The sequence below is a fragment of the Vreelandella sulfidaeris genome (genome assembly GCF_042429665.1).
Taxonomy (GTDB): Bacteria; Pseudomonadota; Gammaproteobacteria; order Pseudomonadales; family Halomonadaceae; genus Vreelandella.
Window position 1 is genome coordinate 452,970 of the sequence record NZ_JBHMAC010000013.1, and the last position, 12,731, is coordinate 465,700.

10 protein-coding genes are annotated in these 12,731 nt (G+C 54.5%); 8 read left to right on the forward strand and 2 right to left on the reverse strand.

The genetic code is table 11. The features are described from left to right. The first annotated feature begins 282 nt into the window (after positions 1 to 282). From glyA to ACFFLD_RS16725, 8 genes are all read left to right on the forward strand, one after another. Positions 283 to 1,596, forward strand: a complete 1,314-nt coding sequence (gene glyA / locus ACFFLD_RS16690) for a serine hydroxymethyltransferase (protein WP_386042387.1) — start codon at positions 283 to 285, stop codon at positions 1,594 to 1,596. 47 nt (positions 1,597 to 1,643) lie between these two features. After that, entirely contained in the window at positions 1,644 to 2,894 is a 1,251-nt protein-coding gene (locus tag ACFFLD_RS16695; RefSeq protein WP_386042389.1) for a sarcosine oxidase subunit beta family protein, read from the forward strand. Positions 2,895 to 2,918: 24 nt separating this feature from the next. After that, a complete protein-coding gene (locus tag ACFFLD_RS16700; RefSeq protein ID WP_386042391.1) occupies positions 2,919 to 3,311 on the forward strand; it encodes a sarcosine oxidase subunit delta in 393 nt (130 codons plus the stop codon). Then, entirely contained in the window at positions 3,308 to 6,358 is a 3,051-nt protein-coding gene (locus tag ACFFLD_RS16705; protein ID WP_386042393.1) for a sarcosine oxidase subunit alpha family protein, read from the forward strand. Before ACFFLD_RS16700 ends, ACFFLD_RS16705 begins: the two co-directional genes overlap by 4 nt. Then, complete coding sequence (locus ACFFLD_RS16710; RefSeq protein ID WP_386042395.1) at positions 6,351 to 6,986, forward strand: sarcosine oxidase subunit gamma; 636 nt, start codon at positions 6,351 to 6,353, stop codon at positions 6,984 to 6,986. Before ACFFLD_RS16705 ends, ACFFLD_RS16710 begins: the two co-directional genes overlap by 8 nt. 58 nt (positions 6,987 to 7,044) lie before the next feature. Next, complete coding sequence (purU, locus tag ACFFLD_RS16715; RefSeq protein WP_386042397.1) at positions 7,045 to 7,911, forward strand: formyltetrahydrofolate deformylase; 867 nt, start codon at positions 7,045 to 7,047, stop codon at positions 7,909 to 7,911. 267 nt (positions 7,912 to 8,178) lie between these two features. Then, on the forward strand, positions 8,179 to 9,561 hold the full coding sequence (locus ACFFLD_RS16720) for an L-serine ammonia-lyase (RefSeq protein ID WP_386042399.1): 1,383 nt from the start codon (positions 8,179 to 8,181) through the stop codon (positions 9,559 to 9,561). Positions 9,562 to 9,784: 223 nt separating this feature from the next. After that, the gene (locus ACFFLD_RS16725) at positions 9,785 to 10,552 is read left to right on the forward strand and encodes a hypothetical protein (protein WP_386042401.1); all 768 of its coding nucleotides are present in this window, start codon (positions 9,785 to 9,787) and stop codon (positions 10,550 to 10,552) included. A 130-nt stretch (positions 10,553 to 10,682) separates the two neighbouring features. Here ACFFLD_RS16725 and ACFFLD_RS16730 read toward each other — a convergent pair whose 3' ends face one another. Together ACFFLD_RS16730 and ACFFLD_RS16735 are read right to left on the reverse strand one after the other, a co-directional pair. Beyond that, positions 10,683 to 11,423 (reverse strand): HIRAN domain-containing protein, encoded by a 741-nt coding sequence (locus ACFFLD_RS16730; protein ID WP_386042403.1) that lies wholly within the window; start codon positions 11,421 to 11,423, stop codon positions 10,683 to 10,685. 1 nt (position 11,424) lies between these two features. Continuing rightward, positions 11,425 to 12,417, reverse strand: coding sequence for a hypothetical protein (locus ACFFLD_RS16735; RefSeq protein WP_386042405.1), 993 nt, complete (start codon positions 12,415 to 12,417; stop codon positions 11,425 to 11,427). Positions 12,418 to 12,731 lie beyond the last annotated feature (314 nt).

Genomic DNA, 12,731 nt, shown 5'->3' on the forward strand with positions numbered 1-12,731 from the left:
GGTCGCCATGGCGCGTTGGATCACCCCGTCGTGACGAGTTTTTTGGTCTTTACCTTTTGCTTTTTCAGCGACTCATCCCCAGCCGTAACCTAATTGTTACCGATGTCGCAAATGCATCGGGTGGTGACGTCGGCAAGCATCTTGGGCCCGGAAACCAACGATAGTATCGCGGTAACAACGCGTTGATAGGGACTTTGGTTGAAAGCGACCTAGGTATATCAGCATTAACGATAAAGAGTATGTCCAGCACTTAATAAAAAAGTGACTAATGAGGAGGCGGTAATGCTTCAGAATAATTTTTCCCCCAGTGCCCGTTTAGCCAATTATGACTCATTGCTCGCTGAGGCAATTGCTGAGGAAACGGTACGTCAAGAAGCACATATTGAATTAATCGCCTCCGAAAATTACACCAGTAAACTTGTCATGGAAGCGCAAGGTTCGCAGCTGACCAACAAGTATGCAGAGGGCTACCCAGCTCGACGCTACTACGGTGGGTGTGAGTTCGTTGACAAGGTTGAAGCGTTGGCCATTGAGCGAGCGTGTGATCTATTTAGTGCCAACTATGCCAACGTCCAGCCGCATTCCGGCGCCCAGGCCAATGCCGCCGTGTTCATGGCGCTGGTGTCTCCGGGTGATACCATATTGGGGATGAGCCTCGCTCACGGTGGCCACTTGACGCATGGTGCTGCGCCCAATTTCTCAGGCAAGCACTACAACGCTGTCCAGTACGGTCTCAAGCCGGAGACGGGTGAGATCGACTATGAAGAAGTCGAGCGCTTGGCCCGCGAGCATCAACCAAAGATGATCATCGCTGGTTTCTCTGCCTACTCTCGGGTCGTGAACTGGCGCCGTTTTCGTGCCATCGCCGACGAAGTAGGCGCCTACCTGATGGTCGATATGGCGCACGTTGCAGGTTTGGTTGCTGCCGGTCTTTACCCAAGCCCGCTTCCTTTCGCCCATGTGGTGACTACCACGACCCACAAAACCCTGCGCGGCCCGCGTGGTGGTTTGATTCTCTCTGCGCATGGCGACGAGGCACTCTACAAAAAGCTTAATGGTGCCGTCTTCCCGGGCCAGCAAGGCGGCCCGTTGATGCATGTGATCGCCGCCAAGGCGGTAGCCTTCAAGGAAGCCATGAATCAGGAGTTTGTGCGCTATCAACAGCAGGTCATCGATAATGCTCGGGCCATGGCCAGCGTGTTTGTCGAGCGTGGCTATGATGTGGTGTCTGGCGGTACCGATGACCACCTCTTTCTTGTCTCGCTTATCCGCCAGGGTATTACGGGTAAGGACGCAGATGCTGCTCTGGGTCGTGCGCATATCACGGTCAACAAGAATACGGTCCCCAATGATCCCCAAAGTCCTTTCGTGACCTCCGGTCTGCGTATTGGTACTCCTGCGGTCACCACGCGTGGCTTCAACGCCCAGGAGTGCAGCGAACTGGCTGGCTGGATATGCGACATTCTCGACGAATTGGCTGCTGATAGTGACACCGCCTCCATTGAAGCTGACGTGCGCTCCAAAGTGACCGACGTATGTGCTCGGCACCCTGTCTACGCAGAACCCGTCACTGAAGCCGTCGAATCCATTGCTTGAATCGGCTTGCCGGCAAGGCCCGGCGCGGCTGAACTGAGGAGATCACTATGCAACGCTATTCCGGCTTCGGCCTGGTCAAGCACGCGCTGAGCCACCATGAGAATTGGGAGCGTCAGTGGCGCAACCCCACCCCCAAGAAGCAGTACGATGTGATCATCGTCGGTGGCGGCGGGCACGGCTTGGCCACGGCCTACTACCTGGCTAAAGAGTTCGGCGTCAAGAATGTCGCGGTCATTGAGAAAGGCTGGCTGGGCGGGGGGAATACCGCCCGTAATACCACCATCGTGCGTTCCAACTACTTATGGGACGAAGCGGCTGCTCTTTACGAACATTCCATGAAATTGTGGGAAGGACTCTCGCAGGACCTTAACTACAACGTGATGTTCTCCCAGCGGGGGGTGCTCAACCTGGGGCATACGCTGCAGGACATGCGAGATATACAGCGGCGTGTTAACGCCAACCGTCTGAACGGTATTGACGGCGAAGTGCTGGATGCCAAAGGTGTGCAGGAATTGGTGCCGATCATGGATTGTTCCAAGAATGCCCGCTACCCAGTGATGGGTGCCTCCTGGCAGCCGCGTGCAGGGGTGGCACGCCACGACGCGGTAGCCTGGGGCTATGCGCGTGGTGCCGATGCTCACGGCGTGGATATCCTTCAGCAGACCGAAGTCACCGGTTTCAAGATTCGTGACGGACAGATCTACGGTGTACATACCAACCGTGGCGACATAGAGGCCAAGACCGTGGGCTGCGTAACGGCTGGTAATTCCAGCGTGCTGGCCAAGATGGGCGGCTTTAATCTGCCGTTGGAGTCGCACCCTCTGCAGGCTCTGGTCTCCGAGCCGATCAAACCCATTCTCGACACCGTGGTGATGTCGAACCACGTGCATGGCTATGTCAGCCAGTCAGACAAGGGCGACTTGGTGATCGGCGCGGGTATCGACGGCTACAACGGCTACGGTCAGCGTGGCAGCTATCCTACGGTTGAACATACGCTTCAGGCGATCGTCGAGATGTTCCCGATCTTCTCTCGCGTACGCATGAACCGTCAGTGGGGCGGTATTGTAGATACCTGTCCGGATGCCTGTCCGATCATCTCCAAAACACCGGTGAAGGGTCTGTACTTCAACTGCGGTTGGGGAACCGGCGGCTTCAAGGCCACACCAGGCTCGGGGCATGTGTTCGCCGCCAGCCTGGCCAAGGGTGATATGCACCCCATTGCCGAACCGTTCTCCATGTTCCGCTTCCATAGCGGTGCGCTGATCGACGAGCACGGCGCTGCCGGCGTGGCTCACTAGGGTTTGTAAGAGAGGAGTATCAGCATGTTCTATATCTACTGCCCCTACTGCGGTGAGCACCGTGAAGAAGAGGAATTTCACCCCAAGGGCCAGGCGCATATTGAGCGACCTAAAGAGCCCGAGGCGTGTAGTGACGAAGAATGGGGTGACTACCTGTTTTTCCGTGACAACCCGCGTGGCGTGCATCACGAAATGTGGGTGCACGCGGTGGGTTGCCGCAAGTTTTTCAATATGACGCGTCACACCGTGAGCTACGAGATTCTCGAGACCTACAAAATGGGTGAGCAGCCCCGTGTTACCGCCGAGAGCCTGGCGAGCCAGCAAACGCAGGGCAATGTGCAGGTGGCCGGTGGTGGTCAACAGACCGTGGGTGCCACCAGCGCCGCAGTGCCATCGGCCAAGGGAGAGCAGGTATGAGCCAGTCCAAGCAACAAGTGTACCGCCTTAACACGGGCGGCCGTATCGACCGCTCCCGGACGCTGAGCTTTACCTTTAACGGTCAGCGTTACCAAGGGCACCCCGGGGATACCCTGGCCTCGGCGCTGCTGGCCAATGGCGTGGATATCGTCAACCGCAGCTTTAAATACTCGCGCCCCCGCGGCATTGTTGCTGCCGGCGCCGAAGAGCCCAATGCCATCGTGCAGTTGGGCAGCAGCGAAGCTGGCCAGGTGCCCAATGTGCGTGCCACCCAGCAGGCGCTGTATGACGGCCTGAGCGCGAGCAGCACCAACGGTTGGCCGAACGTTCAGCGCGACCTGATGGGGTTGGTCGGCAAGCTGGGCGGGCAGTTCATGCCGCCGGGCTTCTACTACAAGACCTTCATGGCGCCAGCCTCAATGTGGCTGACCTACGAGAAATATATTCGCAAGGCGGCGGGCCTTGGCCGCAGCCCCATGGAAGCCGATCCGGATAGCTATGACCACTTTAATCAGCATTGCGATGTGCTGGTGGTGGGTGCAGGCGCCGCGGGCTTGGCGGCGGCGTTGGCCGCCGCACGCAGCGGTGCACGAGTGATCGTTGCCGACGAGCAGGAAGAAATGGGCGGCTCGCTGCTGGCCAGTCGTGAACAGCTGGATGGCAAACCGGCAGACCAGTGGGTGGCTCGGGTGCTTGAAGAGCTGGCTGGTTGTGAAAACGTCACGTTGCTGCCACGCACCACGGCTAACGGCTTCCACGACCACAACTTTGTGACTCTGCATGAGCGGCGCACCGAGCACCTGGGAGATACGGCGCCGGTGGAAAAAGGTCACCGCCCAGTACGTGCTCGCCTGCATCGGGTCCGCGCAGGCCAGGTAATTCTGTCCACCGGTGCTCACGAGCGCCCGCTGGTGTATGCCGGTAACGATGTGCCGGGCAATCTAGTCGCTGGCGCGGTGTCGACCTATATCCGCCGCTATGGCGTGGCGCCGGGCCGCAAACTGGTGCTCTCGACCAGTAACGACTATGGCTATCGTGCGGCGCTGGATTGGAAAGAAGCCGGTTGCGAGGTCGTCGCTATTGTTGATGCCCGCGAGGCGCCTGCGGGTGATTGGGTGGACGCCGCCCGCGCTCAGGGCATCAAGATCATGGCTGGTAGCGCTGTTATCGAGGCGAAGGGCAGCAATCGGGTCTCCGCCGCACGGGTCGCCAAGATCGACAGGGACGCATTCAAGGTGAGTGGCCCCATTCAGGAGCTGGCCTGCGACACCATTGCAAGCTCTGGTGGCTACAGCCCGGTGATCCACCTGGCGTCTCATACCGGCGCACGGCCTACCTGGCGCGACGATATTATCGGCTTTGTGCCGGGGCTCGTGAAGAACGTGCAGGCATGCGGCGGTGCCAAGGGCACCTATGCAATGGGCGATGTACTCGCCGAGGGCGTCGAAGCGGGTATTAAAGCAGCGGCTGCGACAGGTCATGCCACGCAAGCGGTCAGCCTGCCCAGTAGCGATTATCTTCAGCAGGGCCCCGCCGTGGCGCTCTTCCAAGTACCCCACGAGAAGCCAACACTGCGTGGGCCTAAGCAGTTCGTCGATCTCCAGAACGACGTTACCGCGGCGGGCATTGAGCTTGCGACCCGGGAAGGTTTTGAATCCATCGAGCACATCAAGCGCTATACCGCGATGGGCTTCGGGACGGACCAAGGCAAGCTGGGCAATATCAACGGTATGGCGATTGCGGCCCGCTGCTTGGGACGCTCCATTCCTGACGTAGGCACCACGGTGTTCCGTCCCAACTATACGCCGGTAACGTTCGGCGCTATCGTCGGGCGACATTGCCGAGACCTGTTCGACCCTGAACGCTACACCGCGCTTCATCAGTGGCACGTAGAGCGCGGCGCCGAGTTCGAGGACGTCGGCCAGTGGAAACGGTCCTGGTACTACCCGCAGAAAGTGGCTGGAAAGACCGAAACGATGCACGAGGCGGTTGCCCGTGAGTGCCTGGCCGTGCGTGAAAAGGTTGGGATTCTGGATGCCTCGACGCTTGGCAAGATTGATATTCAAGGGCCGGATGCGCGTGAATTCCTGGCGCGGGTTTATACCAATAAGTGGGAAAAACTCGCGGTTGGCAAGTGTCGTTATGGCCTGATGTGTAAAGACGATGGCATGGTCACCGACGACGGTGTAACCAGTTGCCTGGCCGAAAACCACTTTTTGATGACCACGACGACCGGCGGCGCCGCGGCGATCTTGGAATGGTTGGAACTGTGGCACCAAACGGAATGGCCGGAACTGGATGTCTATTTCTCGTCTGTGACCGACCACTGGGCCACCATGACCATCACCGGCCCGGAAGCGCGCAAGCTGCTCGCTGAGATCAGTGATCTCGATCTTGACCGCGATAGCTTCAAGTTTATGGATTGGCGATCCGGAAAAGTGGCGGGGGTTCCCGCGCGCGTCTTTCGCATCTCCTTTACCGGCGAGCTGACGTTTGAGATCAACGTGCAAGCCAACTACGCCATGCATGTATGGCAGACCCTGTTCAAGCATGGCGAGAAGTATGGTCTGACACCCTATGGCACCGAGACCATGCACGTTCTGCGGGCTGAAAAGGGTTTCATTATTGTGGGCCAGGAAACCGACGGCTCTGTCACGCCTGAAGACCTGGGCATGCAGTGGTGTGTCGGTTACGACAAGCCGTACTCATGGATTGGCAAGCGCGCCCTAACGCGTAGCGATACCAAGCGTGAGAACCGCAAACAGTTGGTGGGCCTCAGGCCCAAGGACCCGAAGGTGATACTCGAAGAGGGCGCCCAGATCGTGCTTGATCCCAAGCATGCGATCCCCATGCCGATGGTCGGGCATGTCACCTCCAGCTACTACAGTCCGATTTTGGATTCAGGGTTTGCGCTCGCGGTGATCAAGGGTGGCCTCGAGAAAATGGGCGAGACCGTCTATCTGCCCATGGCGGATGGCCAGACCCATGAAGCCGAAATCGTCAGCACTATTTTCTATGATCCCAAGGGAGAGCGCCAAAATGTCTAATGCGGCTACCTTCGATACCCGTACCGATACTGCTATCCCGGTTGAGTCTCCATTGGCTTATAGCTATCGGCAAAGCGGCGCTCCTCGCACCGGTAGTGCCAGCCGGCTTCAGCTACGCGAGCGGGCAATGCTTGGTCATCTGATCCTACGTGGTGGTGCCATTGTACTCGACGAGGCAGTGCGCGACGTACTGGGACTCAACCTGCCCGGCCAACCCCAAATGCTGGTGCAGGATGCCAGTGGGGAGCGCTCCATTCAGTGGCTTTCGCCGGATGAATGGTTGGTGATCGTGCCAGGTGGCGAGGAGTTCACGCTTGAGACCAAACTGCGCGAGTATTTGGGCAGTGCCCACTTTGCGATCAGCGACGTTAGCGGCGGCCAGACCGTGATAGAAGTGTCCGGCGAAGCGGCGCAAGAGCTGTTGATGAAGACGGTCATCTATGACGTGCATCCCAGCAATTTTCCGGTGGGCAAAGGGGTTACGACGGTGTTTGCCAAGGCGACCACCATCCTGCGCCGCCCCAGTGAAGATCGCTGGGAGCTAGTGATACGACGCAGCTTTGCCGACTACTGCTACCGCTGGCTACTGGATGCAGCGGCAGAATATGGTGTCGACGTACAACAATAAGCAGTCAGGCCGGAACAGTGTTCCGGTCTTTATCACCTGCCGCTAAACGAGATACACAATGAGCCGAATGAGTGATACCTGGATACTGGCTGCCCAATGCCCTAGTCGCTTGGGAACGGTGGACGTCGTTACGCGCTTTTTAAAAGAACAAGCGTGTTATATCACCGAACTCAACTCGTTCGATGATCGGCTCGGCGGGCGCTTTTTCATTCGCGCCGAGTTCCGTCCCGAGCTGGACTCGTTCCATGAAGATAGCTTTCACGCCGATTTTGCGGCGCGGGCAGGCGAATTCGACATGCAGTTTGAACTCACTGCGCCGGATAAGCGTACCGGCACCGTGATTCTGGTCTCAAAAGCGGACCACTGCCTGAACGATCTTCTCTATCGTTATCGTACCGGGCAGTTGCCCCTCGATATCAGGGCGGTGATTTCCAACCATCCGGATCTGGAGCCATTAGCGGCATGGCACGGCTTGCCGTATCACTATTTACCCATTACTCCTGAGACTAAATTGCAGCAGGAAGCTCAGGTGCGCGACATCATCGCGGAAACGAACGCTGAACTAGTCGTGCTGGCAAGGTACATGCAGGTGCTTTCGCCCCCCATGTGTGAGCTGTTGGCCGGGCGGGCCATCAATATCCATCACTCGCTGTTGCCCGGTTTTAAAGGCGCAAAGCCTTATCATCAGGCGTATGAGAAAGGGGTTAAGCTTGTCGGTGCAACGGCGCACTACATCAATAATGATCTTGATGAAGGGCCGATTATTGCCCAAGGGGTCGAGCCTGTGGATCACACCCATTATCCCGAAGATCTGGTTGCCAAGGGGCGTGATATCGAGTGCTTAACGCTGGCCAGGGCAATTGGCTATCACTTGGAACGCCGTGTGTTTTTTTATTCAGGGCGTACGGTGGTGTTTGGTAACTAACGCTTTTTTAATAGCTCTTTTATTAAAAAGTGAACATTTAGAATGCGCTTTTATTATTGGGTTACTGTTGCGGCGAACAGGCGTTTGCGGGCGCAACAGCTAGCCCTTTATTAAGTGCGATAAAGCGTGTTGATAAATGTTATAACTAAAATAAAAAAGGCCATCGATAAGGATGGTTAAACGTATTTAAGATTACATTAATAAATAATTTTCAAAGTCTCAGGCGTCGCCTGATTTTCCCCTATTTAAACGTCAAGAGGTGTTCCAATGCCTATCAGTGTCTTCGACCTTTTCAAGATTGGCGTAGGCCCCTCCAGTTCCCATACTGTTGGGCCCATGCAGGCGGCCTTTAAGTATGTCACTACACTGCGAGAAAACCGCCTGCTTAATGACGTGGGGCACATTGAAATTCATCTTTACGGTTCGCTTTCTGCGACCGGGGTCGGGCACGCTACCGATCACGCGATTATCATGGGGCTATTGGGCGAGCGTCCTGACACGATAGACCCGGTGATTATTGAACCCGCTATCCAGTCGCTTAAAGAGAGCCAAACATTACAGCTGGGCCAACAAAAAGAAGTGGTGTTCGATTGGCAACGCGATCTTTATTTTCATGAAGAGAGTTTACCCCACCACCCTAATGCCATGAGGCTGGCTGCTTTTACTTCTCAAGGCCAGTTGCTGTATGAAAACACCTATTATTCGGTCGGTGGTGGTTTTGTGGTGGAACAAGCTCAGGTCGATATGCCCCTGGATGATTTGGCGGGCGTGAGACTTCCGTACAACTTTGACACTGCTGCAGAGCTCTTGGCGTTGTGTAAACAGGAGCAGCTGAGTGTCAGCCGTCTGATGTTGGAAAACGAAAAAGTCTGGCGCACAGAAGAAGAGGTCAGAAACGAGCTGTGGCGTATCTGGCAGGTCATGTGCGAATGCATTGACAATGGACTTTCCCACGAGGGGATTCTGCCTGGCGGACTGAACGTCAAACGGCGGGCCAAGCTGCTTCATCAGCGTCTTCAAGCGGCGGAACAGAATGACTGCCTAATTGCCACGACGTTTTCAGCGATGGAGTGGGTAAATATTTTTGCGCTCGCCGTTAACGAAGAAAACGCTGCAGGGGGGCGGATGGTAACGGCACCTACCAACGGCGCCGCGGGCATTATTCCTGCTGTCTTGCACTATTACATGAAATTTCAGCCGAATGCCTGTGAGAAAAACGTGGTGGATTTTTTACTGGCAGCAGGCGCCATTGGCATCCTCTGCAAGAAAAATGCCTCGATTTCCGGCGCTGAAGTAGGTTGCCAAGGCGAGGTCGGGTCGGCGTGTGCCATGGCCGCCGCTGGTTTGGCTGATGTGATGGGAGGCACCCCTGAACAGGTAGAGCATGCGGCGGAAATCGGGCTGGAGCACAATTTAGGATTAACCTGTGACCCTGTCGGTGGATTAGTGCAGATTCCCTGTATTGAGCGCAACGCCATTGCCACGGTTAAAGCGATCAATGCAGCGCAAATGGCGTTGCGTGGTGATGGGACCCACTTCATTTCGTTGGACAAGGTCATCCGTACCATGCGCGATACTGGCAGAGATATGCTGGATAAATATAAAGAAACCTCCAAAGGCGGCTTGGCCGTTAATGCCATTGAGTGCTGAGAAGCACCTGAGAAAATATAAGCAAACGCCGGACGCCCGCAAAGGCGGGAGTCCGGCGTTTGCTATTTATGCACAACCCTCTCTTCTTTTAATGTCCTACACTTATTAAATATTTAACGTCAGTGAAGCTGATACGCTTCTTCCGGAGCTTCCTGAGCCTGTACAGATACGCGATGAGCAGGCATAGTCACCCTATTAGTTTTAAGGCTAATTATTCTGTTTGATGGCATTGCCAGTGCCTGTACTCACCATTAGTGAGAAAACGCTAGGTATAGATAGCCATCGCCGTGTCCTGCCCGCCACATGGCTTTTTCCGCTGAGAGGTTTCAAAATGTTGGTATATATAGTCTTTTTATTGATTATTGTCGGGGTGACCGCGGCGCTCTATCAGGTATATGAAACGCACTACAATATAAATTTCGGCAATGACAAGAAGTTATCGAATGCCGATAAAAGCCATTTAACTACTCTATCCAACGACGCCCGCCTTGCTGTTGAAACCAACGACTGGTCAACATTTGACCAGTCGGTGTCACGCTTACTGGGCACCGACATTGATCTCGAAATCGCGCGGACAGCGTTTTCACAAGAGCAGGAAAGTACCTATGCGATCCCGTTGTTACGGCGTCGGCAGAGGTTGATGTTCGAACGCGATAAAGCTAATACCCGCGTACGTCATATGCCTGGTTTTTCAACAAGGTTACCAACGATTGATGTGAGGGGGATTCTGATCACATTGATCATTACCAACTGTTTTTTGGTCCAGCTATTAGGGGGCATGAGTATTTATACCCTCAACTATGAGGTATCGATGACAGGGCTTGTTTGGCTCAACGACCCGTTTGCCGTCATGGTGGTTATTTATGCCTTCATCTTTACGTCATACGTGATGGCAAGACTCGACATGTACCTTCACGACCTCCACCAACTTGGTAAATTAATGAGACACCGCGTTTTGGACGACAGTGGTCTCAATCATCAATGTACGTAATCATCAGGTTTACTCGCACCCTGCACAAGATGGGACGCGTTTGCAATGCGGTGACGCGTGATACGTTTAGTCTCTACTATCCCAACGCTAAACGTTGGGAATGGTGAGGAGATTTATGGCATGACCAAGGCTAGGCCCGCATTTTCAGTGCATGAAATGGGAGGTCGCCATTTAAAATACGCGTCAGAATATAGACGAGCGGGCGTTCTGAGGTGCCGTTGGTGCGGAATACTTCCCCTTCGAGGATAGCGCCTTCTTCTAACATGCGGTGCAGCATGTCGAGGTGCCCTCTCGGTACATAGCCCAGTTTGCGCCCTGCACTTTCGATGCAGATGGCAGCAGCATCCACAGGGTTCTCAGGTTCGGGTACAAATTGAACGCCGCAGCCTACCTGTAAATCTGTTATATCAAGCTGTGATTCATGTCGGAAGCCTGCTATTTCGACTAACACCTCGAAGGCTTCAGGTGGATTGTCGAAAGGGTGAACAAGTTCAAACCCGTCATTGGGTAGCTTGGCGCCACTGTAGCCCAGTAAGGCGAAGTCGCTAATATTGGCATCCACTGGGATAGCGCGCAGTTCAAGATAACGCCCAAAGTCACGACGACTGCGTGGCGGCAAGCGGCGAGTGAAAGCTTCCAGTACCTGATGGTTGTGCACTGCTTGCTTCATAGGAAACGCCGGGTAGCCTCGAAAGCCTAAGCGCTTGGCTTCTTCAAGCTCTGGACTGTCTAGGTCATACACCAGAACCACTTTCTCGTCCCGCTTGACCAGCTCACCCACTAGGTGGCGAGAGCGCATTTTGCTCTCGCGTGCCTGCCAATAAAGCAGCAGCCGGTGTGGTTCCACCAAGTGTTCGATTAAGCGGGTCATATCAGTTCTCCAGAGCCTGTAACAGGCGCTCTCTCCTTGTCAGAGTCAAAAACGCTATGAAGTCAGCACGTTGTTGGGTAATGGGATGTGGAATGTCAAAGTAAGTTAAGTTATTCAGGGTGTCTCTAAGGTCATCATCGCACCAACGTTGTAAGCGCTCTATCAGTATTGGTCGAATAGCAGGGAATTGCTGACAATACTGAGTAACGCCCTGAATAAGCGGCAGGCGCTTTTTGTCGCCTTTGGCCCAGCGCATGTGGTGCTGCCCTCTTTTAAGGTAGGCATTGAATTCGTTATGGTCGCGCATCATGCGCTGCATTTTCTGGGGCTGCAACTCGTGCCCGAGGCTGGTGCCATTATCAAAGTAGGGCGTGTAACGAGCAGTTGGGCCTATTTCTCCCCAAATCAATCCCCAATTCTCTTGGTGGCGATCAGTATTGCCAATTAATGCATCAAAACATAGGCAAAGCCCCCAGTATTGTTGCCAATCATGAGCAAGCCATCCGCCTCTCTCTAGCACACGGCTTAATTCGATAATGGATGTTAAATTATGCTGCCTACCTTTATCTACATCAAACGCTGGTATCAGCCGTTGCAAGTAATCTACGCCAGCAACATAGCGATCTTCTCTACTATCAGCATAACCAATGAACCATTCGTTGACTGTACCTGGTTCGTTTCGAGAGGAATCAATGGCAACAAAAACGGGAGGAAGCGTAAGCCCCATTAAACGGCCAATATGAAAGGCGATCACCTCAGACCAGTATTGGTCAGGGTAGCGAGGCTCATCAGAGTTTCTCGCGCTTTTGATAGCTTCTTTAAATAAATAGCGGTGCCCAGGCATACAAAAATCATAAGGAGCTGGGTCAGGACAGACCCGGAGTGATTTATCGCGAGCGCCTACTGGGAAAACTTCATAATCTTGGTGAACATCCCAACCCGTGATATCAATTACTTGGTCTGGTCGCTGATGAATGCCTTCACGATTAATCATGGTGATATCTACCTAACTAGAAATAACAAAGTCCTCCCGTCGCTTCCCGTATTGCAGATCAACCCAGCGAGCCACGATACTTTTAATCCTAAACTAAACACATAATGTACAACCATGAAATACCCTTAAGCATGGCTATGGTGCCTCGTTAAAAGCGTGCACGCCAAAAGCTCCATGACCATGATGCAGTGGCGCGCAGCGAGTGGCATGGGTGAGAGTCTTCACTGTTAAACATGACGTTGGCTCGGAAGGCTGAAGATAGTTGGCCTTCAGGGCAGCGCTTGTTTAGGATCAATAGCGAATCTCAACAAAAA